The organism is Flavobacterium frigidimaris (assembly GCF_002217275.1).
Classification (GTDB): domain Bacteria; phylum Bacteroidota; class Bacteroidia; order Flavobacteriales; family Flavobacteriaceae; genus Flavobacterium; species Flavobacterium aquidurense.
The window spans coordinates 25,874-47,479 of sequence record NZ_MUGV01000043.1 but is presented as its reverse complement, the minus strand read 5'-3'; the positions used below and the strand labels follow the sequence as shown (position 1 = coordinate 47,479).

Annotated in this window: 20 protein-coding genes; 15 read left to right on the top strand and 5 right to left on the bottom strand. The window is 34.3% G+C overall.

Annotation, left to right across the window (positions count from 1 at the left end):
• The first annotated feature begins 213 nt into the window (after positions 1–213).
• The 9 genes from B0A65_RS20995 to B0A65_RS20955 all read left to right on the top strand — a co-directional run bounded on the left by B0A65_RS20995 (position 214) and on the right by B0A65_RS20955 (position 9,732).
• A complete protein-coding gene (locus B0A65_RS20995; protein ID WP_074663785.1) occupies positions 214–561 on the top strand; it encodes a putative quinol monooxygenase in 348 nt (115 codons plus the stop codon).
• 143 nt (positions 562–704) lie between these two features.
• Positions 705–1,874: an MFS transporter gene (locus B0A65_RS20990; protein WP_074663783.1), complete on the top strand. Its 1,170-nt coding sequence runs from the start codon at positions 705–707 to the stop codon at positions 1,872–1,874.
• Positions 1,875–1,939: 65 nt separating this feature from the next.
• A complete protein-coding gene (gene pnuC / locus B0A65_RS20985) occupies positions 1,940–2,515 on the top strand; it encodes a nicotinamide riboside transporter PnuC (protein ID WP_074663780.1) in 576 nt (191 codons plus the stop codon).
• Positions 2,502–3,500 (top strand): AAA family ATPase, encoded by a 999-nt coding sequence (locus B0A65_RS20980; RefSeq protein WP_074663778.1) that lies wholly within the window; start codon positions 2,502–2,504, stop codon positions 3,498–3,500. The genes pnuC and B0A65_RS20980 overlap by 14 nt, the downstream gene beginning before the upstream one ends.
• Positions 3,501–3,520: 20 nt before the next feature.
• Entirely contained in the window at positions 3,521–5,113 is a 1,593-nt protein-coding gene (locus tag B0A65_RS20975) for an AAA family ATPase (protein ID WP_074663775.1), read from the top strand.
• Positions 5,101–6,072 carry a hypothetical protein gene (locus B0A65_RS20970; protein ID WP_123890405.1) on the top strand — a complete coding sequence of 324 codons (972 nt, stop codon included), beginning with the start codon at positions 5,101–5,103 and terminating at the stop codon, positions 6,070–6,072. Before B0A65_RS20975 ends, B0A65_RS20970 begins: the two co-directional genes overlap by 13 nt.
• The gene (locus B0A65_RS20965) at positions 6,065–7,828 is read left to right on the top strand and encodes a DUF58 domain-containing protein (RefSeq protein WP_074663769.1); all 1,764 of its coding nucleotides are present in this window, start codon (positions 6,065–6,067) and stop codon (positions 7,826–7,828) included. Before B0A65_RS20970 ends, B0A65_RS20965 begins: the two co-directional genes overlap by 8 nt.
• Positions 7,821–8,396 (top strand): hypothetical protein, encoded by a 576-nt coding sequence (locus B0A65_RS20960; RefSeq protein WP_074663767.1) that lies wholly within the window; start codon positions 7,821–7,823, stop codon positions 8,394–8,396. Before B0A65_RS20965 ends, B0A65_RS20960 begins: the two co-directional genes overlap by 8 nt.
• Positions 8,383–9,732, top strand: a complete 1,350-nt coding sequence (locus B0A65_RS20955) for an AMP-binding protein (protein ID WP_074663764.1) — start codon at positions 8,383–8,385, stop codon at positions 9,730–9,732. The genes B0A65_RS20960 and B0A65_RS20955 overlap by 14 nt, the downstream gene beginning before the upstream one ends.
• A 58-nt stretch (positions 9,733–9,790) precedes the next feature.
• Here the strand turns inward: B0A65_RS20955 and B0A65_RS20950 are convergent, their stop codons facing one another.
• A complete protein-coding gene (locus B0A65_RS20950; protein ID WP_074663761.1) occupies positions 9,791–10,276 on the bottom strand; it encodes a hypothetical protein in 486 nt (161 codons plus the stop codon).
• A gap of 233 nt (positions 10,277–10,509) precedes the next feature.
• Between B0A65_RS20950 and B0A65_RS20945 the strand changes: the two genes are divergently transcribed.
• Complete coding sequence (locus B0A65_RS20945; RefSeq protein ID WP_074663758.1) at positions 10,510–11,469, top strand: YheT family hydrolase; 960 nt, start codon at positions 10,510–10,512, stop codon at positions 11,467–11,469.
• Between the two features lie 25 nt (positions 11,470–11,494).
• On the opposite strand, the gene B0A65_RS20940 is transcribed toward B0A65_RS20945, so the two are convergent.
• Entirely contained in the window at positions 11,495–12,853 is a 1,359-nt protein-coding gene (locus B0A65_RS20940) for a sialate O-acetylesterase (RefSeq protein WP_089069664.1), read from the bottom strand.
• 484 nt (positions 12,854–13,337) lie between these two features.
• Here B0A65_RS20940 and B0A65_RS20930 point away from each other — a divergent pair, with 484 nt between their 5' ends.
• Together B0A65_RS20930 and B0A65_RS20925 are read left to right on the top strand one after the other, a co-directional pair.
• On the top strand, positions 13,338–14,369 hold the full coding sequence (locus B0A65_RS20930; protein ID WP_242670327.1) for an LLM class flavin-dependent oxidoreductase: 1,032 nt from the start codon (positions 13,338–13,340) through the stop codon (positions 14,367–14,369).
• Positions 14,370–14,616: 247 nt separating this feature from the next.
• Positions 14,617–15,075, top strand: coding sequence for an RNA methyltransferase (locus B0A65_RS20925; RefSeq protein WP_074663748.1), 459 nt, complete (start codon positions 14,617–14,619; stop codon positions 15,073–15,075).
• An 8-nt stretch (positions 15,076–15,083) separates the two neighbouring features.
• Here the strand turns inward: B0A65_RS20925 and B0A65_RS20920 are convergent, their stop codons facing one another.
• Positions 15,084–15,443, bottom strand: coding sequence for a hypothetical protein (locus tag B0A65_RS20920; RefSeq protein ID WP_074663745.1), 360 nt, complete (start codon positions 15,441–15,443; stop codon positions 15,084–15,086).
• Positions 15,444–16,844 carry a tRNA uridine-5-carboxymethylaminomethyl(34) synthesis GTPase MnmE gene (mnmE, locus tag B0A65_RS20915; RefSeq protein ID WP_074663743.1) on the bottom strand — a complete coding sequence of 467 codons (1,401 nt, stop codon included), beginning with the start codon at positions 16,842–16,844 and terminating at the stop codon, positions 15,444–15,446.
• A gap of 183 nt (positions 16,845–17,027) precedes the next feature.
• On the opposite strand from mnmE, the gene B0A65_RS20910 reads away from it, so the two are divergent.
• Positions 17,028–17,861 carry a universal stress protein gene (locus B0A65_RS20910; RefSeq protein WP_074663740.1) on the top strand — a complete coding sequence of 278 codons (834 nt, stop codon included), beginning with the start codon at positions 17,028–17,030 and terminating at the stop codon, positions 17,859–17,861.
• A 67-nt stretch (positions 17,862–17,928) separates the two neighbouring features.
• Positions 17,929–19,701 carry a MutS-related protein gene (locus tag B0A65_RS20905; protein WP_074663737.1) on the top strand — a complete coding sequence of 591 codons (1,773 nt, stop codon included), beginning with the start codon at positions 17,929–17,931 and terminating at the stop codon, positions 19,699–19,701.
• A gap of 198 nt (positions 19,702–19,899) precedes the next feature.
• Here the strand turns inward: B0A65_RS20905 and B0A65_RS20900 are convergent, their stop codons facing one another.
• On the bottom strand, positions 19,900–20,529 hold the full coding sequence (locus tag B0A65_RS20900) for a DsbA family oxidoreductase (RefSeq protein ID WP_074663735.1): 630 nt from the start codon (positions 20,527–20,529) through the stop codon (positions 19,900–19,902).
• Between the two features lie 292 nt (positions 20,530–20,821).
• On the opposite strand from B0A65_RS20900, the gene B0A65_RS20895 reads away from it, so the two are divergent.
• On the top strand, positions 20,822–21,472 hold the full coding sequence (locus B0A65_RS20895) for a hypothetical protein (RefSeq protein WP_123890403.1): 651 nt from the start codon (positions 20,822–20,824) through the stop codon (positions 21,470–21,472).
• Positions 21,473–21,606 lie beyond the last annotated feature (134 nt).

Here is a 21,606-nt window from a genome sequence, read left to right as displayed (position 1 = left end):
GTCAGATTGATTAAACAAAAAGGAGGAACGAAATAACTTAAATACAAAAGGTAAGCAAACAAGAAAAAGAAGCTAAAAATCCCTTATATTAGAGATTTCAAATAACCACACCATAATAATTAATTGAATTTAGATATGGAAGATTTTAGCCACCGCTTTCAAAACAGATTTTTGTGCTTATTATTTTTAAGTATAATTTTAGCCTTCAATACTATGTCAGCTCAGGAAAAAAAAATTATGATTCGTATTTCAGAAATTGAAATTTATCCTGAACATTTATCAGAATATAAGGCAATATTAAAAGAGGAATCTTCGGCCTCAGTTAAGTTAGAACCTGGAGTTTTGGCAATCTTTCCCATGTACAAAAAAAAGGATTCTACTCAAATAAGAATATTAGAAATGTATCAGGATAATGATGCTTATCAATCTCATTTAAAAACACCTCATTTTCTAAAGTACAAAACCACTACCGTTAAAATGGTGAAGTCATTAAAACTCATTGACATGGATACAATTGATCCGGAAGCAATGAAAATGTTGTTTAGGAAAATGAAGGAATAAAAATCTTAAATAAAAATTCTTGAAAATTATTCTTTTTCATTCTCAGGCTGCACTTTGAATTTACAAAAATGGGCATTGTTTGTCATTAGCGAATTAGCTATTTAGTCAAAACTACTATATTTGGTTTTTTTTAAAATTCCGGAATGTCACCAAACAAAAAATCAATCTACACACTTCAGTTTATTTTGCTCTGTATGAGCTCTCTTTTATTCTCGTCCAGTTTTAATATGATTATACCAGAGCTTCCCGCTTATTTGAGTAGTTTGGGTGGAGCTGAATATAAAGGACTTATTATTTCACTATTTACCCTTACAGCTGCTATATCACGCCCATTTAGCGGAAAACTTACTGATCGATGGGGACGTGTGCCTGTAATGGCTGTAGGTTCTGTCGTTTGCTTAATTTGCGGGTTTTTATATCCGGTTTTAAGCTCCGTTTCTGGTTTTCTTCTTTTAAGATTGGTTCACGGGTTCTCAACAGGATTTAAACCTACGGCAACTTCAGCCTATGTAGCCGATATTATTCCACAGGAGCGATGGGGAGAAGCGCTGGGCATGCATGGATTATGTTTTAGCATTGGAGGAGCTTTGGGGCCAGCAGTAGGTAGTATAATTGTAAATGCTTACGGTATGGATGCCATGTTTTACAGCTCTTCATTTCTCGCTTTTTTATCGATCATTATAGTCATGAACATGAAGGAAACTTTAGCAGTAAAAGAAAAACTCCATAAATCCATGTTCTACATCAGCCGGACTGATATTATTGATATTGGCGCACTTCCTGCCGGAATAATAACTTTTTTCTCCTATACGGCTTATGGTTTAATACTTACTTTGATTCCGGACTGGAGCGAACATCTGGGTGCAGTAAACAAAGGAGTATTTTTTACTTCTTTTACGGCCGCATCAGTTTTGGTTCGGTTTGTTGCTGGCAAAGTTTCTGACCGTTACGGTCGAACGAGTGTGATATTAGCCGGTTTGATAGTGACCGCTTTTTCATTATTCATAATAAGTGAAAGTACAAATGTTACGATATTATTAATAGGCGCAGCGATTTACGGAATGGGTACAGGTACATTGTCACCGGCAATAAACGCGTGGACAATCGATCTCAGCAGTCCGCAACATCGAGGAAAAGCCATTGCAACAATGTACATTTCTATGGAATTAGGAATAGGTCTTGGAGCGTTGATTGGCGGTAGTTACTACAGTGATATAATTACACGTATACCACTAATAATGAAAACAGATATAATCATACTATGCGTTGGTATTCTGTATCTGTTATATTGGAAGAGAGTAAAACAACAGTAATTAATCAAATGTTATTCGTTGTTCGTTAAAAAATTAATTCATTATTATATCTTTATCTCCATATTATGGATACAACTATAGAACTATTTGGCGCAATTTTCGGATTTCTTTCCGTCTATTTTACGATCAGGCAAAATATCTGGTGCTGGTACTTTGGGTTACTTCAGGTAACACTTTATTGCTTTGTTTTTTATACCTCAAAATTATATTCAGATATGATTTTGCACATTATTTATATATTCCTGCAAGTGTTCGGCTGGTATAATTGGAAGTATGGCGGAACAAATAAAAGTACCTTGCGTGTCACATTCCTAAAAAACACAACGTTTTGGATTGGTTTGACCGTTATAGCAACACTTTTTACGGGATATATCATGCAGACAAAAACGGATGCATCCTATCCTTATGAAGATGCTTTTATAATGATCGCAAGTTTGGTTGCGCAATATTTAATGATAAAAAAGGTATTAGAGTCCTGGTTATTTTGGATAATAGTGGATGTGGTAGCGATAATCATCTATGCCTACAAAGACTTATATTTTACAACAGCGTTATATGTGCTTTTTTTAGTTATGGCTATAATTGGCTACTTAGAATGGAAAAAAGCTAATAATGAAGAATTTGTGTATGAGAGACCATAAAGTTGGATTGACATTAGGGAAATTTGCTCCTTTTCATAAAGGACATCAGTTATTAATAGAAACGGCTATTAAGGAAGTTGATGAATTGATCGTGCTCATTTATGACGATCCGGTAATCAATATTCCTTTAGCAACCAGAGCCAGTTGGATACGCGAAATCTATCCACATATTGTAGTTATTGAAGGTGTAAATTCGCCAAATGATACGGGATATACTGCTGAGATTATGAAAATTCAGGAAGATTATGTCTTAAGTATTTTAGGTAATCATAAGATATCCCATTTTTACTCTAGTGAACCTTATGGACTACATATGAGTGTAGCCTTAAATGCGATAAATAGACAGGTTGATGTTAGTAGAAATATCATTCCGATATCTGCCACAAAAATTAGAAAAGATCCTTTTGTAAATAAAAATTTTGTTCATCCTAAAGTCTATGCCGATTTGATTACGAAAGTGGTATTACTTGGTGCGCCATCTACTGGTAAAACTACTTTGGCAGAAAAACTAGCCATACATTTTGATACACAATGGATGCCGGAATATGGAAGAGAGTATTGGGAAAAACATCAGGTCAATAAAAGATTAACTTTAGAAGATCTTTTAAAAATAGCAGAAGGTCACATTGAAAGAGAAGACGCTTTGGTGGCACAATCAAACCGTTTTTTATTTTCCGATACCAATGCGATTACTACGTTTTTATTCTCATTAGATTATCATGGTAAAGCTTTAGAAGAATTAGAAAATTTAGCAAAAAGGGCAGAAAACAGACATGATATAATTTTTGTTTGTGACACTGATATTCCATATGATGATACCTGGGATCGATCTGGTGATGTGAAAAGAAAAGTATTTCAGGAAAAAATAATAGAAGATTTAAATGCCCGAAACCTTAAATATTATATGCTCCGAGGAACTGTCGAGGAAAGAATTGAACACGTTTCAAAAGTATTGTCTGCTGCAGAAAACAGTAAATTTAACTAACTTAGAACCAAAAAAGAACCATGTCTGACTTACTAAATAAAACAATAGGATTTTTTAAAAAAGTCCCTGAATCACCTACAAATCCTCAAGAGGCCACGGTTAATAAGAAATTTCAAGTAGAAGATCTTTATTCAAGTGATACCAATCAAAACGAATCGAGCGATTCCATTACTTTGGATGAAAAATTGCGTCAGGCTTATTTTTGGATCACGAATACGGCCATTATCAGTCCGTATTATGATATTGAATTCAATGATGACGATCCTAAAAAGTTTTCATTTGGAGACAGTAAAGTTCCTGTTTATTTGCCTACAGATCAAAGTTATTCGAGCTTCGTATTAATGCCTTTATTGAACTTAGCCGCAAGAGGTAAATGTTTGATTGTTGGTGGACCTGGTCGTGGAAAAACAGCTACTTCTGTATTGATGGGTTTGTTGGCAGGATATGACAATAAGGATGTGATGCGTGCTATTCAGCACGGTCAGCCTCAAATGACAATTTCAGATTTATTAGGTCACCCATTACCTTCTGACATGGTAAAGGCCGAGAAAACTTCAGATATTAGAATTGCCTGGCGAAAATGGTTAGGAATGAGAGTCAAAATTATCGATGAATACAATCGAATCCCGACCAGAACACAATCGGCTTTATTAACCGTTTTGGCTGATAATTATGCTGAAATTTTCGATCAGATTTACGAATGCCCGGATGGTGCATGGTACCTTACGGCCAATGATGATGCGGGTGGAGGAACGTATCAGGTTATTGAAGCCTTAAAGGACAGAATTGATATCGTGATTAGAGCCATGCATTTTAACACCAGATTTGTTGAAGATTTATTGCAGCGCATTGAACTCAATTTTAAGCCGGAAGCTATAATTCCCGAAGAGATTATTTTTACAGAAGAGGAATTAAATACTATAAATAAACAAATTAGAGGTGTTCAGATAGAGCCCGCTTTAAGAAAACGCATTGAGTTTTTCTGCCGTCAGTTTGAGTTTTTTGAACCTGCATCCAACCGATTGGAGTATATGACCAAAGACACAGCAAAATTGTCAGGAATGGATATGCGTACCCTTTTTAGAAAAGAAACCGGAAAGGATCCCATTAAAGATTTAGGTTCGCAGGCAAAGAACGGTTTATCGGTTAGAAAAATCATGACGCTGTTAATGTTTTCTAAAGCATTGGCCTATTTTAGAGGCAATAAAAAAGTAGAATTAGAAGATATCAGACAGGTTTTACCGTTCATTTTACACGACAGTTTAACGCCACATTTAGAATCTCCATTTTTCGATCAGGTAGGCAATGAAGTTTACAGAGTGGATAGAATTGTATGGTTGCGAAATTTGTTCGATTTGTCATGTGATGAATATGTGAGTCAGGATCTGGATAGAAATGATCCTGTTGATCAGTTTGAAGAGGAATTTAAAAAAGGACTTGAGAACATATCGTCAAAAGAAATTGATACTCGACTTTTGAATATTGAAAAGCAATTACAGAAATGGTCGGAAGAGAAAAAACTGTACGGATATAGAGCCGATGATATTTTAAAGTTAAAATATCTGCATCAACGTTATACGAATTATAAAAGATGGCTGCAATGGAAAAAATAAGCTTTCCACCTCTTATTGCAGAATTAAGCGAAAAAAGTGCCTTGTACAATCAATGGTACAACGAGAGCGAAATGAAGTATGGCAGTTTGCTTGCTCATATCATTGCGGGTTGGATGACAGAAGTTGTGGAACCTATTGTAAAAGAAACTATTGCTTTCAATTCTGCTCCGGAAAAAGTACATGAAGTAGTAAAAGCGCTCTATCAGGAATCACTAAAATTAATTGGAAGCGGATCTGCAATTCGTTATAAAGATGAATATAAACAGGCTTGGCTTTTAATGGCAGAAATGCCCAACTTAGTAGTGAAATTTCCGATAAAAACCATTTCACTATTAAATGATGTGCTTTCGAATTTCCATTTGTATGCACCAGAAAAAATAACAGATTGGTGCAAGCTTATTAGCAACAGTAGCTCAGAGATTAAAACCATTGATGATTTTAAAATTGTGGGACGTATTTATGCGTGGAAATGCGGTTTGGCACATTTAAGAATTCGTCTAAAAACAGATTTTGGGGTACTTTCTGAAAATCTGCAACAAATCGTTGGTACTATTGTGGACTCAGATAAAAATACAATCGAAGTTTTTGAAAATCCATGGATAAATAATAGCACAAAATTTGAAGGCGTACAAGGCGGTTTTAAAGGGACAACCGGATTTTTTGAAAATCCTCCAAAGCTCGCACAGATAGATGGACATATATTTGCAACAGATTCGATAAGCAGTTATGCACTTTTTGCAGATCAGTTTGGAAAGGTATTAATTCCGGCAAATACCGTTGATGCAACTTATATTTTATCAAATTCTAAGCGATTAGAAACCTTGGAAAAATGGCTGGGAAAAGACAGTGACAAAATTGATGCAGCTAACATTTCATCTGTAGTAGCAACGGAAAACACTTTGGTTTTTACCTTGCAAAACTCTTATTTTTTATACTTATTCAGTCTTGGAAATGCATAATCAATCTGAAATAGCAGCAATACTAGTGTTATGGAAATCGCATTGGCAGCAGGCAAAATTGGAGTGGAATCCTCTATTGCGTTTGCAGGAGCCTATTTGGTGCCTTTCAAAACAAGACGCCTGGAAAGAAGGACTTACCGGCAGTTTTGCAATGATTCGATTAACAGATCATCGTATAGTGATTAATCTGGAAGAAATTACAGAACGTGGTATTACCGATTATGCTATTGAAGTTTTGGCGCATGAAATTGGACATCATATTTTTGCGCCCGCCAATTTATACGACAATGCTATTTTACTGAACAGGATTCGTTTTGCGCTGCCGGGTATTGAAGACAGGGCACCGATGGTATCTAATTTATATACTGATTTTTTGATCAACGATAAATTGCAACGTACCAATAAATTAAGAATGGCTGAAGTTTATAAAGCAATTAATTCAGAGGATAATTTTACTGAATTATGGACGCTAATGATGCGTACTTATGAATATTTATGGCGTTTAAATCGGGGAGAATTAGCAACAAACTTATCATTTCATAGTAAAAAAATAGACGCAGATGCTTCGTTGTTAGCGTCTTTGGTAAGGAGTTATTCCAAAGGCTGGATTCATGGTGGCGGTAGGTTTGCTGTAATGTTATATCCGTATTTAATGGATGACAAAAAATTTGAAGAGGCACGTAAAAAGATTTTAATATTATTAGATGCTGAAGATGCGGGTAAAGGAGCAATGGATATTTCTGGTATGACTGAACTTGATTTAGAAGGTTATGATGAAGTAATTGATATGCGAAAAGAAGCTATTACCTCAAAAGAAGATCATCACGACAAAAAGGATAGAGATAGTCTGGGGATAGAAAAAAATCCAGCTGGCGGCCATGGACCCAGAAATGGCTATATGGGACCTGGAAATTACATTGATTTGATGAAACAGGTCAATCCAAAAGCAGACGAACAACGTTTGGTTAATGCTTATTATAAAGAAATTGCTTTGCCACACTTAATTGATTTTCCTGTAGAAATTTCAGAAAACAAGTCCATGGATTTACCAGAAGGATTAGAAACCTGGGATATCGGCGACGCAATCGAAGAGGTAGATTGGTTACAATCGGCAATTTTATCACCTACAATTATTCCCGGATTAACAACTCAGAAAAGAACATACGGATCAGATTCGGACAACAGCATTTCAGAAAGCCCGTTAAATATATATTTGGGAATAGACTGTTCAGGCTCGATGGGAAATCCAAGGCATAATTTTTCGTGGCCAATTCTGGCAGCGACTATTATAGGATTATCTGCTTTGCGTGCCGGAGCATCGGTTATGGGATGCCTCTCTGGGGAACCGGGAGATTACCTGGAAACAGATGGTTTTATTACAGATGAAACCGATTTACTAACCACCTTAACCTCTTATTTGGGTACAGGTTATGCCTATGGAATTGAACGATTGCGAAAACCATTTGGAGTAAAACCCAATAAAAAATCACATATCGTAATCGTGACAGATAATGATATATTTAGTATGTTAGATTCAGATACACACACCGATCAGACACATTGGGAGTTGGCCGAAATAGCATTAAAAAATGCTGGCGGACACGGCACTATGGTTTTACATTCTCCTCCGGATTATAATAAAGATTTAGTGATGAGATTACAAAAGATGGGTTGGAATATCTATTATGTTACAAACGAAACAGAACTTTTAAAGTTTGCAGCTGAATTTTCACAACAAAATTATGCCTATGTCTAAATATGATGTTTTTGAACTGGTTACACATCTAAGGAAATGTCCAGAGGCTTACTTACAATCTTCTGATTTTTTTTCAACGGAAGGAGTGAATTCTATTGCTTTGGTACAAGATACCTATAGACTTGTAACTAATGATTTTTTACGAAATGATTTTAATATTTCATCCAATTTAGGCACCATTGATGATAATCATTGGCGGGCAATTCATATTTCGACATGGCTGCTTTCTAACCCGGATTTCATAAATAATCCTGTTATAGAAGATAAATTATATAGTTTTTGGTTTATCGAGTTACATAAGGCTTCTGCTTATGTAAAGTGTAATGAATGGATAAACGACGATGAACGTGCAGAAGAAATGGTACGTTTATTATTATATTGTTGTGAAATTATTCCTTTTGGTGAAAATCAGGATGAAGCAGCAGACAAATTATCTTCTTTAAGCAGTGTGGAGCGACATAAAGTTTTAAAGCAATCATATGAAGCGCATGAACGAATAATGAAGATTAAAAGAGAAATGGAAGAGCAAAAAGCCAGAGAAGCGGCAAATACATATGGCCGTGAGTAGTGGCCCACAAATAGCATTAACAGATGAGGAACGTTTTCCGTTGCTTGATGATCTAAGTTTTTTAAATGCACTTAGACAAGATGTTTTTGCTCCAAAATTTAATTTTAAAAGTGGTGACCGGTTAAACGAAGCACAGCTTTCAAGAGTTCATTGGCACAAAATAAAATATTACAAGGAAAAAGTATTTTGGAGTGCAGCACAAATGCCAATTTGGCTAAAAGATTATTTACATTGGTGTGTTGAAACTGTTCCGTTTTACCAAAATAAAGGGAATGATTTAGATTCTTTTCCCACCATTTCACGAGAAGATATTAGAAATTTTCCTCATTTATTTGTTTCTAATGAGGCAAATTTAAATGAGTTATTGGTCTATCATACTTCCGGATCTACGGGACCGAAATTAGATGTGCTTTTTGATGCTGTTTCTCAGGCCAGTTGGTTGCCTCAAATAGAATCTATTCTAAAAGATTTTGACATTGCCATTACGGAAGGTAAGCATACAACAGCTATTGCTTTGATTTGCGCACAGGAAAAAACATTGACTTATGCTTCCTTATCTACCTATTTAGAAGGAGCAGGGATATTAAAAATAAATCTAAATCCGTCAGAGTGGAATCAGCCTGATCATGCTGTAAAATATCTGGAGAAATATAATCCTCAAATTCTTACCGGTGATCCCATAGCTTTTATGGCATTGTTAGATTTAGCACCGCAGTTGAATCCCAAAGCAATGATTTCTTCTGCGATGAAATTAACTAAGGGTACTAAAAACAAATTAGAAAATTATTTTAAATGTCCCGTTATTGATCTTTATTCCTTGACCGAATGTAGAAATATTGCATATGCTACTGAAATCGGACATAAGATTATTCGACCAGATTTGTATTTGGAAGTTTTTGATGAACATAAAAATGTGAAACTTCCTTATGGCGAAAGAGGCGAATTAGTGGTTACGGGCGGCAATAATCCTTTTCTGCCATTAATACGGTATAGAACAGGAGATTTTTGTAGTTTAAAAATAGAAAATGGAGTTCCGTTTATAGTTGGTTTAGAAGCACGCAATCCAATCCTTTTTTATACAAAATCAAATATAAAAGTCAATAATATTGATATTTCGAATGGTTTATCAGAATTGCCATTGGCAGGTTTTAAAATGCACCAAAGGAAAGATAAGACCATTGAGTTTCTGGGATATTCTAATGAAGTTACTGCAGAGGAAGTCACTGCATTCTTGCATACCATTTTTAAAAATGATATTGATGTCATGGTAGACATTCAAAATATATCACAGAATAACACAGTAGAAAAGACGCTCTATTCTTCAGAATTAATATAATGGAATTCAATTATCTGAATTTCTGTTAGTTATATGTAGTTTAACTAAAATCCCAAAATTATTTCTTTTTATTCTCTAGCTGCACTTTGAATTTACCAAAATAAGGATTGTCGGCCATTAGGGAATGTCCTATCACTAAAATATAATCTCCTTTTTGTTTGAGCTCGATTTTTAAATCCATTCCAAAAGGTCCATCTGATGTTTTATCAGGAAAAAGAATTTGATTGAAACGTATATTTCCCTTTCCTTCAGCTGGAATAATCTGCGCATTCAATTCACCTAAATTTTCATTTTTAAATTTGATGAATACTTTTGAGTGAATAGAATCTAGTGAGCCTTCAGCTTCAAACAAACCTTTTTCATTCCTGAAATTCATAACGATTGTATCCGTTATTTGTTTATTTTCGGCTGTTGTTTGTTTGTCATCTTTGTTAGTTTTCTTTGATAGAACTGAATCTGAAACCGCAACAGTAGTATTCTTATTTTCTTTTTGTTGACATGAAAAGAAAAAAATTGATAGTAAAAGGATTAAGAAATTTTTCATAGCAGTTTTTTTAATAATGGATACCAAAGTTATTTCTTTTTCAGCATGTTTTTTTTATATAATACTATTTTGATTTTGTATGATTTGGATATACCTGCTTTTTTTCGTTGCTTTTCTCAAAATACCTTTTCTATATTGCTAATTTATGAAAAGGTAAAATAAAAAAGAAAGTTTTAAACTACATATTGATTCATTGCTTAGCTTTGTATAATGCACCAAAAAAATTTCTTATCATGCCAGTAATTGAGCAATCAGACTATAATTTTCCTCCGATTATTCATCGAAACAGGCACGTTTCTACTATTTATGCTGCTCTGTTTAAAAAGTTTGAAGTTCCGGGATACACCAGAGAAAAACTTGAGCTGACTGATGGAGATTTTATCAACATTGATTTTATACTTAATGATCCTAAAAAAGCTGTGATTTTATGTCATGGTTTAGAAGGAGATTCCCGCAGAACTTATAATAATAGCTGCGCCGATTATTTTCAGCAAAAAGAGTTTTCCGTTTTCGCATGGAATAATCGTACTTGTGGAGGAGAAATGAATCGTCTTCCGAGACTGTACCATCATGGAGCAGTTGATGACCTTGATGAGGTGGTTCAGTTTGTTTTAAAAAAAGGATTTGAAGATGTTTATTTGATTGGATATTCAATGGGAGGAGTACAGCTTCTGAATTATTTTGGATGGTCTAAAATTGATGAGCGCGTAAAGGCTGGAGTTTCTATTTCGGTACCAACCCATATTGCAACAAGCGCAGAAGTACTTAAGCAAGGCTTTAACAGGGTTTATTTAAAGAATTTTACAATCGACATTAAAAAAAAGCTGAAATACAAAGCAGCACAGTTTCCTGATTTTATAAACAGTGATCAAATTGATAGTATTTCTTCTTTTGATGAAGTAGATCATTATTTTACTGCACCATTACATGGCTTTGCCAGTCGGGATGATTATTATCAGCGTGTTTCTCCTGAATTTTCCCTTAAGGATATTACCACGCCAGTCTTAATTATTAATTCTCTTGACGATCCTTTTCTAAGTGAAAGATGTTACCCAAGAGCAATAGCTCAGGACAGTGCTTATGTTTATCTTGAAACTCCAAAATATGGAGGACACTGTGCTTTTCCTCTACGCAATTCAACCTATTCTTATGCAGAAAAAAGAGCTTATGAGTTTTTCAAATCTTATAATTAGCTTTAAATATTCTAAAAAATAGTTGTTAAAAAAGTTTATCCCAAGGATTATCTGTTCTGAACGGAACAGCGGGAAGTCCCTCTTTGTTAATGAAGTTAGATTGAGCAGCTTCGTTCCATCCAAAACGCGCCGAAACAGGATTCGGAACTTCGCGCGCTGAAAGAATTATTCTGTCCTCTTTTATTACTGCTTTTGCGGCACTAAATTTCCCATCAGTTCCAGCTATAGTGAACCAGTTAAGTGCTTTTCCGTCACGGCTGGTTAAACCACCTCCTGTATTTAAAAAAGTGATTTCGATAGCGTGGTCTACTATTTTCATTTTTTTGTAAACAGGCCCGGAACAAATGATATTTTTTTGTCCATAAGCCTTATTTGCAGCAACAAGACTCAATCGGCGGCCAATTTCCCATTTGTATCCCGGATGTAAATCGGCAATACTATCTACCAAATCAGTAATGACAACGGTGTTGGTGTTTTTTAAATGAAGAGCAAGCTGCTGTGCTTCCCAGAATTCAGGGAGATTTTCAGCAGTGTGCTGACGATCATCTTTGGTAGTTGAATAGGCGTAGGGAGCAATCTGTACAAAATAAAAAGGTAGTTTTGAGTCGTTCCAGTCGTTTCTCCAACTTTCGATCAGTGTTTTAAACTTATAGGCATAACGGATATTTTCATTCAGAAAACAATTTGATTCTCCCTGATACCACAGAAAACCTTTTAAAGAAAACGGAATCAAGGGTTCTATCATTGTGTTATAAAATTTACCGGGATCGCCACCATCTTTACTCAGTTTATCCAGTATTTTTCCGTTTTTCATTTTAGGTGATATCTCCATTTTCGAAGCTTCAATCCAGGGTTCAATTCGACTTCCTGGAACTGCCGCAGAAATCATTCCGATTGGCACATGTAATTTGGAATATAAGTCTTTTGCAAAATAATAACCTACAGCCGAAAAATCAACTAATGGTTTTCCCATTGCAGATTCCCATCCCAAATGTTCAGGACTTGGATCCATGTATTTTCGACGGTCCAGAAAAATGCGAATATTTGGGTTATTGGCTTTATTCAAATCATCTTCAGGAGGTCGCTGTCCTTTAACTGCCGTTTCAAATTTGCTGTATTTTCGCATGGCATACTCCATGTTTGACTGACCGGAGCACAGCCAGACTTCTCCAATCAATATATTTTTCAGAACGATTGTATTTGTTCCCTTAATGATCATTTCTTGTGGTGTAAATGATGCTTTCATCGGCTTGAGTTTCACAGACCATTTACCAGAGCTATCAGCAACTGTGGTTTTGTTTTGTCCGGCAAAGGTTACCGATATTTTTTCGCCAGGACCAGCGGTTCCCCAGACTGGTACATTTTTTAGCTGTTGTATAACCATGTTATGTCCCAAAATTTTCGGGAGTGTAACCTGACTAAAAAGATTAAAAGTACATACAAGAAAAATGCTTAAGGATTGGAAAATCAGTTTATTGGAATACATATATTTGATTTATTAAAAATCGGTAATGTAGAAAGTGTCCGATTTTTTTTTAATGGAGGTTCTTTTAATTTGTAATGGTTAATTTCAAAAGTATAAAAATAAGGCTCGATATCTATCCTGTTGTATCCTGAAGAGTTTTTAAAGAACTGAATCCCGTATATCATTGAAGATAAATATTAAAACTACAAAACCTAATTAAAACAAAATAAGAGCTTTTGTTTTAATCTCCACAGGTATGGAATTCCATATTATTCTATTTTAAGGAAATTAAGCTTCACCAACAATCGATAATAAGTTTATGATGTCTGTATAAATGTTTCTGTCAAAATGCTGTAGATTCACTCGATAATGATGCGTATATTTGGAATTGTAAATTATAATAATGCTATCTATGAAGAAAATAGGATTTTTATCGTTTGGGCACTGGGCCAATCACCCTTCTTATCAAACTCGAACTGCTGCTGATACGCTGCTTCAGTCTATAGATTTGGCCGTAGCTGCAGAAGATATAGGTATCGATGGTGCTTATTTCCGAGTGCATCATTTTGCAACACAGCTGGCATCACCTTTTCCGTTGCTTTCGGCTATTGGCGCTAAAACAAGCAAAATAGAGATTGGAACAGGTGTAATCGATATGCGGTATGAGAACCCGTTGTATATGGTAGAAGATGCCAGTGCAGCCGATTTAATTTCAGGAGGACGTTTGCAATTAGGAATTAGCAGAGGATCACCGGAACAGGTTATTGACGGTTGGCGCTCTTTTGGTTATGAACCAATGCAGGGTGAAACAGACGCTGATATGGGACGAAAAAAAGCTCTGGAGTTTCTAGAGAGACTTAACGGTGAGGGATTTGCAGAGCCAAATCCTTATCCTATGTTTCCAAATCCACCTGGTTTATTACGCCTTGAACCTCATTCTGAAGGACTTAGAGAACGGATTTGGTGGGGTGCTGCATCTAATGCTACAGCAATTTGGGCAGCTGAAAACGGAATGCATTTGCAAAGTTCGACACTGAAGTATGACGAAAATGGCAAGCCTTTTCATATTCAACAGGCCGAACAGATTCGATTGTATAAAGAAGCTTGGAAAAAAGCGGGTCATAAACATGAAGCACGTGTTTCAGTGAGCCGTTCTATTTTTGCATTGGTCAATGATCAGGACAAATATTACTTTGGAGATCAAGGCAAAGGTTCTGATAGTTTTGGAAATATAGAAAGAGATAAGCGCGCAATCTTTGGAAAGAGCTACGCAGCTGAACCGGATAAACTGATTGCAGAGCTGGCACAGGATGAAGCTATTCAGGAAGCGGATACGCTGCTACTGACCATACCCAACACATTAGGTGTCGATTATAATGTACATATACTATCCTCGATATTAAAATATATTGCTCCCGAGTTGGGCTGGCGTTAGTTTTTTGCTAAATGTAGTCAAGTTCCTAAGCAGTTCAGGCAAACCTCCAAAATCATTTGGAGGTTTTTTTGTTTCAAAAATATTCAGTAATCAATTACGTTTTGGAAGATTTGGGATAGTTTTATCGGTCTGTTGATGAACCGCGAAGAGAGCATTTGTATAATTTGTAAAGTAGTAACTGATATAGTTTTCTTTTCATTTCAATAAAAAATTGATTTATGTACTGACAGTTTGTATTTTTGCATTTATGAATGATAATTTTATAAATGAATATTTTGGAATAGGAATACAAAATGGTAAAACGCCTGAAAATTTAGGTGTTTTGTGGCGATCGGCTCAAAATTTAGGCGCTACTTTTATATTTACTATTGGTAATCGCTATGCCAAACAAGCCTCTGATACTCATGATGCTGTAAAAGCAATTCCTTATTTTCATTATGATACTTTTGAAGCTTTTTTCGAAAACTTACCAAAAGGAGCGCGTTTGGTTGGTGTTGAATTAGATGAAAAAGCTTCAGATTTAGAAACCTTTGAACATCCAAGACGTTGTGTTTATTTATTGGGAGCAGAAGATCATGGCTTATCAAAAAAAGTAATGGCTAAATGTCATCATTTAGTAAAATTTAAATCGGAAAAAAGCTTAAACGTAGCGGTGGCAGGAACTATTATTATGTACGACAGAAACTTGTCTAAACCCCGTTCTTAGAGCAAAATTTAGTTTGGTCTTTCAATACTTTCCATTCTTAAACAATATTCGGTTCCCAAATAGAGCGGATTTCCATGTTTTTCTGACCAAAAGCCATCTAGTACATCTTTGGTTATGCATCGGTAAACGGCAACACCTTTAAACGTTTTACTGTTATCTCCTTTGTAATTAAAATTAATTACCAAAATATTGTCTTTAAAGAAACCGTAGCCTTTTTGTTCTTGTGTGCTATTGATAACCCAATGCGCAATAATGCGGTTGTTTTTATCTAAGGATAAATTCAAAATTCCTTTATAGGTTATCTCTTGATTCTCATCCTGATTGCTTCCGGAAATGGAATAGGTGCCAATTAGATCTTGTATTGTCATTTACTTGCCGATACAGAAATTAGCAAAAATATTCCCCAACAATTCGTCGTTTGAGACCTGACCTGTAATCAAACCAAATTGGTATAAGGCCTCGCGAATATCAAGCGCGATTAAGTCACTGGAAAGATTGGTTTCAAGGCCAAATTTTACTTTTTGTATTTCATCTAAAGCTTTTAATAAAGAATCGTAATGTCTTGTATTAGTTACAATTGTTTCATTATTTCTTAAAGCTCCGGTATTAACAAAAGACAGTAGTTGATTTTTTAATTCCTCAACACCAATATTTTCTTTTGCGGAAATTTTTAATAGTTTCAGATTTAAAGTTTCAAGTTTTTGGTTAATGTTTTCGATTTCATTTGCGTTTAATAAATCAACTTTATTTATAACAACCAAAATGGGTTTCAGCGGATATTTATTTTTTACTTTTTCGATTTCGACAATATAGTCAGAACCTGAAACTTGAAACCTGAAACCATCAAACAAAAAGATCACCACCTGTGCCTGCTCTATTTTTTCGAAAGTTTTTTTGATTCCGATACTCTCTACTACATCTTTAGTTTCGCGTATTCCTGCAGTATCAATGAACCTGAAACCAATTCCGCCAATTACTAATTCATCTTCAATCGTATCTCGGGTTGTTCCGGCAATGTCAGAGACGATGGCACGTTCTTCGTTTAATAAAGCATTTAACAAAGTCGATTTACCTACGTTTGGTTCTCCAACTATTGCAACCGGAATTCCATTTTTAATTACGTTTCCAACAGCAAATGAGTCGATTAAACGTTTCAGTACAAATTCAATTCTGTTTAATAATTCATGAAATTGTGTTCGGTCTGCAAATTCAACATCTTCTTCTGCAAAATCCAATTCCAGTTCGATTAATGAAGCAAAGTTCAAAAGCTCTTCTCGTAGTTTAGCAATTTCATTACTAAAACCACCCCGCATTTGTTGCATGGCAATTTGGTGCGAAGCTTCATTGTCTGATGAAATCAAATCGGCAACAGCTTCTGCTTGTGATAAATCCAGTTTTCCATTTAAAAATGCTCTAAGCGTAAATTCTCCCGCATCAGCCATTCTGCACCCCCTTCTCAATAACAGTTGAATAATTTGTTGCTGAATGTAAGTTGATCCATGACAAGAGATTTCGATAGTATTTTCACCAGTATAAGAATTAGGCCCTTTGAAGACAGAAACTAATACTTCATCCAGTGTTTTTGAACCGTCTATAATATGACCCAAGTGCAAGGTATGTGTTTTTTGCCTGGTCAGATCTTTGTTTTTGATGGATTTAAAAACCGAATTTCCGATAGTGATAGCCTCGGAACCTGAAATACGAATGATAGCAATAGCACCTGCTCCTGATGGAGTAGCCAATGCAACTATAGAATCTTGATTTATCATGGTGCAAAGGTATAAAAAAAGGCATAAAGTTCCGAAGAGGAAGTAGGGGACTATATCTTGTTTTTAGTTTTTTAAATTGCTATTTTTAAGGAATTATTAAATGTTAAATTACTGATAATTATCAGGCTGTTTTGTTTTTAGAATGATTAAATTTGAGAAAACAATACTTAAATACTAAGCAAAATGAAAAAGATATTATTCCCAACAGATTTTTCTGAAGCAGCTACTAATGCATTTGTTCATGCTTTGGAATTTGCAAAAATTGTCAATGCCGAACTGGTTTTGTTACATACTTTTGAAATTCCGGTTTATGATAGTCAGTTTTTTCCAGAAAATTACGCTTCGATATACAGCTCAATTGAATTGGCTAAATTTGAGATGTTTAAGGATGAAATTCCTAAACTTAGAACTATTGCTATCGAACGAAACTTAGAAGATATAGTAATAAAACATCGTTTGATGGATGGTGATTTAATTTATAATTTGAAAAATGCCGTTGAAGAGGATAAGATTGATTTTGTTATTATGGGAACCTCAGGTGTTTCTGACTGGACTAAATTTTTTACGGGATCAAATACAAGTTCGGTAATTTCTGAGGTCAAAGTTCCCGTTTTATGTATTCCTGTTACTGCAAAATTTCACAAAATAAAAGTTATTGGTTTTACTACCCGCTATCGCGAAAAAGACAAAACAGAACTTCGTAAAGTAATTGAAATTGCTACAAAAACAAATGCAAAAGTAAAATGTTTATATGTTAAAACTTCTAATTCAGATGTTTTAGCTACTACAATTAAAGAATGGGAAAATGAATTTAAGGGAGATAACGTCGAGTTTTTAGTTTTACCAAGCGATGAAGTTAAGGAAACCATTATTGATTTTATTCTTTATAAAGACATTGATATTTTGACCACAATAACACATAAAAGATCTTTCTTCGAAAGTATCTTCGAATCTAGTTTTACTAAAAAAATTGCCAAAGAAGTTTCGGTTCCTGTTTTAGTTATGCATGAAACGTAAAATTCGGTTTTTTTAAGATTGATTTTATGATGCAAAACTTATATTTGTATCTCATCAAATCAATAAAATGAATTCATATCAAAATAAGGTTACCCATTATTCAGAACTTTTAAGTAAAATCAATAAAAGGTATAATAGCATAAGTTTACTACGTTTATTAAGTGTTTTTCTGTGTTTGTTTATGTTGTTTTATTACATCAAAACCGATGAAACGCTGTTTGTAGTTTTCGCTTTTTTGTCTTTTGTTGGTTTTATTTTTTTAATGAGAATCCACTCTAAGTTATCTTTTCAAAAACAACTTACTACGGCACTTCTAAAAATCAATCAAAACGAAATCGCCTATCTAAAAAGAGAAAAGATTCCTTTTGAAAACGGTATCGAATTCAACGATTTTCATCATCCTTATGCTTACGATTTAGATATTTTTGGCGAACATTCCTTGTTTCAAAATTTGAATAGAACGGCTACTTATATTGGGAAAAAGACATTGGCAAACCAACTCTTAAATCAATTTTCTAATGAAGTAATTCTGGAGAATCAGGAAGCAATAGAGGAATTAAAAACGAAAATTGACTGGAGACACGATTTTCAGGCATTGGCCACAATCAGTAATGATTCAAAGGCTTCTTATGATTCTATATTATATTGGAATTCATTTAAAAATAATACTTTATCTAAAGTTTTAGTTTTACTTTCATTTGCTCTTCCAGCTTTGTTTTTTGGAATTTTAACGGCTTATTTTATTACTTCAAAAACTATTTTATTATCCTATCTGAGTTATATTTTTATTGCCAATTTGATGGTTGTGGGTAGATCGTTGAAACGAATCCAGTCTGAAATTGCAAGGTCGGATAACGTTGATAAAATTATAAAGCAATATAGTTTATTGGTTCAGAAAATTGAAAACGAAACTTTTCAATCCAAAAAATTAAGAGATTTACAACAGCAACTTATTTTTAAAAATACAACGGCAAGTCTACATTTGAAACAATTATCTGAGTTGTTTTCCAGAATGGATACCATTAGTAATTTGGTAGCTGCAACTTTATTTAACGGAACGTTTTTGTTTCATCTTCACGTTTTAAAAGCGCTTTTGAAATGGAAGGATAATTACTCTGAAGAATTTGAAAGATGGATCGCTATTATTGGAGAATTTGAAGCCTTAAATAGTTTGGCAAATTTAGCCTATAATAATCCTGATTTTGTTTTTCCTGAAATCAATTCAGAATATAAAATTGGATTTAAAAATCTAAGTCATCCATTGTTGAATCCGGCAACAAGAGTAGGGAATGATACTCATTTTTATCCGGAATCTTTCATGATTTTAACGGGTTCTAATATGTCTGGAAAAAGTACTTTTTTAAGAAGCTTAGGAATGAATATGGTTTTAGGTGGAATAGGATCAGTAGTTTGTGCTTCAGAAGCTAATATTCACCCACTTCCCGTTTTAGTTTCAATGCGATTGTCCGATTCTTTGGCGGATAGTGAATCGTATTTCTTTGCTGAAATTAAGCGTTTAAAACAAATTATGGATGCCTTAGAAGAGAAACCAGCTTTTGTTTTACTTGATGAAATTTTGAGAGGAACAAACTCCGATGATAAACGAAACGGAACAATTGAAGTAGTTAAGAAAGTGATTGCTAAAAAAGCGATAGGCGCTATAGCAACACACGATATTGAAGTTTGCCTTACAACAAATGAATATCCGGATATTTTAACAAATCAATGTTTTGAAGTCGAAATCAAAAACAACGAATTGCATTTCGATTATAAATTACGTAGTGGAATTTGCAAAAATAAAAGCGCGACATTTTTAATGCAGAAAATGGGAGTTATTTAGGATTTTAGATTTTAGGATTCAGATTTTAGATTGCTGAAATTAACCGCAAGGAACGCAAAGGTTTTACGCAGAGTTCGCAAAGATTTACATAAAGTTTTGCGAACTTTTTTTATCTAAAAAAGTCACTAATATCTTTTCGTTCTTTGCGGTAAAATCTTAAAGTTCACTAATCTAAAATCTGAATTCTAAAATCTAAAATCATTTCTGTACTTTTTTGATAGTATTCACAAAAGCTTCCACGGGCTGCGCACCTGAAACAGCATATTTTCGATCAAAAACAAAAAATGGAACTCCTTGCACACCAATTTCCTGTGCTTCTTTAATATCGCCTTTTACGTCGCTTAAATAAAGGTTTTCATTCTCTACGACTTCCTTTACTTCATTAGAATCTAATCCAGCCTGTATTCCCAGTTCAATTAAAGTTTGTGAATCATTTAGATCTTTTCCATTAGTGAAATAAGCTTTAAAGAAAATCTCTTCCATTTCGTCGCCTAGTTTTTTAGCTTTCGCCAAATGAATAATACGATGTGCTGTCAGTGAATTCGAAATAATAGCTTTATCAAAATGATAATCCAAACCAACGCTTTTTGCGCGTTCTACTACACCTTTATGCATTTCTTTTGATTGCTCAACTGAAATACCTTTTCGTTCGGCTAAAAACGTATAAACGTCTTTTCCTGATTGTGACGTAATAGTTGGATCAAGCTGAAAACTTTTCCACTCAATTTCAAAATCATTTCCAGGAAATGCTTCCAAAGCCGTTTCCAATTGTCTTTTTCCGATATAACAAAACGGACACATAATGTCCGACCAAATTTCTATTTTCATAATACAAAAATAAGAAAAATTTGTTTCAGGTTTTTATTTGTTTGAAGTTTCAAGTTTCAGGTTTTACTTTGGAACTTCGTTTTTTGCGCCAGTTTTGTCATTTCGACGAAGGAGACTCGAGCCTAGCGACTGGCGGAGCAAATCCCTGCAAGTAGCTCGACAAAGTATTTCAGAATCTAAAATAGAAAAATCATTTAGCAGAATGATTTATTAGTAAATAAAATAAGGTATTTTAGTACAAAAATATCAGCAAAAATTAATTCACTGATACAAATGAAATATGATTCTCCTTATGAATAAAACTATTTTTTATTTTCTGTTTATTTTATTTTCAATTAATTTAAATGCTCAGGTAAGAGCTTTTGCCGGAGCAAGTTATTATCGCCACACTGATTTTCAGGAATCGGGCTATTTAGAAGTAGCGTCTGGAGTTGATGTTAAAGTATATAAGTTTTTTAAACCCGAAGCTTCAGTAAGTTATTATTTTGGAAGATTAGAAGATTATAACAAACTAGATCAGGAAGGAAATATTATCAGTATTTCGCAAGCAAATGCAAGTGCTATAAACTTTGGTTTTACACCAAAAATATGTCTTTCGTGGGGAGAGTTCGGTGCCGGAGATGCCGTTTTACAGATTTTGCCTCGCTATAACATATCCAGAATCGAAGCGCAGCAAAATTACACGCTAATCAATCAAAGTAATCCTGCTCAGTCAAAAACTCAAAACAATATTGTAACGGAATGGCAACATTCCTTAGGAATTGGTCTTGGTCTTGATATTATGCTTTCAGATAAAAATTATAATTCTTTGGCAATTAACTTATATTATACTGGTGTAGATATGGGGGAAGCTTTAACTGATGTAAAAAAATCAAATACCCATTATGATAGTACAACACTTGGACTTGGAATGAATTATTATTTTGGTTTTAAAAAGAAATAAAGAATAAAGAATAAAGAATAAAGAATAAAGAATAAAGAATAAAGAATAAAGAATAAAGAATAGTCTTAAATAGATAAAATAAAAAACCGCAAATCTTTTAAAAAGAATTGCGGTTTCTAGGTATAAAAAATGGT

Excerpts from the sequence above, each read along its gene's own strand:
- B0A65_RS20995 (WP_074663785.1), top strand. The coding sequence starts at position 214 with ATGTCAGCTCAGGAAAAAAAAATTATGATTCGTATTTCAGAAATTGAA.
- B0A65_RS20990 (WP_074663783.1), top strand. The coding sequence starts at position 705 with ATGTCACCAAACAAAAAATCAATCTACACACTTCAGTTTATTTTGCTC.
- pnuC (WP_074663780.1), top strand. The coding sequence starts at position 1,940 with ATGGATACAACTATAGAACTATTTGGCGCAATTTTCGGATTTCTTTCC.
- B0A65_RS20980 (WP_074663778.1), top strand. The coding sequence starts at position 2,502 with ATGAGAGACCATAAAGTTGGATTGACATTAGGGAAATTTGCTCCTTTT.
- B0A65_RS20975 (WP_074663775.1), top strand. The coding sequence starts at position 3,521 with ATGTCTGACTTACTAAATAAAACAATAGGATTTTTTAAAAAAGTCCCT.
- B0A65_RS20970 (WP_123890405.1), top strand. The coding sequence starts at position 5,101 with ATGGAAAAAATAAGCTTTCCACCTCTTATTGCAGAATTAAGCGAAAAA.
- B0A65_RS20965 (WP_074663769.1), top strand. The coding sequence starts at position 6,065 with ATGCATAATCAATCTGAAATAGCAGCAATACTAGTGTTATGGAAATCG.
- B0A65_RS20960 (WP_074663767.1), top strand. The coding sequence starts at position 7,821 with ATGTCTAAATATGATGTTTTTGAACTGGTTACACATCTAAGGAAATGT.
- B0A65_RS20955 (WP_074663764.1), top strand. The coding sequence starts at position 8,383 with ATGGCCGTGAGTAGTGGCCCACAAATAGCATTAACAGATGAGGAACGT.
- B0A65_RS20950 (WP_074663761.1), bottom strand. The coding sequence starts at position 10,276 with ATGAAAAATTTCTTAATCCTTTTACTATCAATTTTTTTCTTTTCATGT.
- B0A65_RS20945 (WP_074663758.1), top strand. The coding sequence starts at position 10,510 with ATGCCAGTAATTGAGCAATCAGACTATAATTTTCCTCCGATTATTCAT.
- B0A65_RS20940 (WP_089069664.1), bottom strand. The coding sequence starts at position 12,853 with ATGGTTATACAACAGCTAAAAAATGTACCAGTCTGGGGAACCGCTGGT.
- B0A65_RS20930 (WP_242670327.1), top strand. The coding sequence starts at position 13,338 with ATGCTATCTATGAAGAAAATAGGATTTTTATCGTTTGGGCACTGGGCC.
- B0A65_RS20925 (WP_074663748.1), top strand. The coding sequence starts at position 14,617 with ATGAATGATAATTTTATAAATGAATATTTTGGAATAGGAATACAAAAT.
- B0A65_RS20920 (WP_074663745.1), bottom strand. The coding sequence starts at position 15,443 with ATGACAATACAAGATCTAATTGGCACCTATTCCATTTCCGGAAGCAAT.
- mnmE (WP_074663743.1), bottom strand. The coding sequence starts at position 16,844 with ATGATAAATCAAGATTCTATAGTTGCATTGGCTACTCCATCAGGAGCA.
- B0A65_RS20910 (WP_074663740.1), top strand. The coding sequence starts at position 17,028 with ATGAAAAAGATATTATTCCCAACAGATTTTTCTGAAGCAGCTACTAAT.
- B0A65_RS20905 (WP_074663737.1), top strand. The coding sequence starts at position 17,929 with ATGAATTCATATCAAAATAAGGTTACCCATTATTCAGAACTTTTAAGT.
- B0A65_RS20900 (WP_074663735.1), bottom strand. The coding sequence starts at position 20,529 with ATGAAAATAGAAATTTGGTCGGACATTATGTGTCCGTTTTGTTATATC.
- B0A65_RS20895 (WP_123890403.1), top strand. The coding sequence starts at position 20,822 with ATGAATAAAACTATTTTTTATTTTCTGTTTATTTTATTTTCAATTAAT.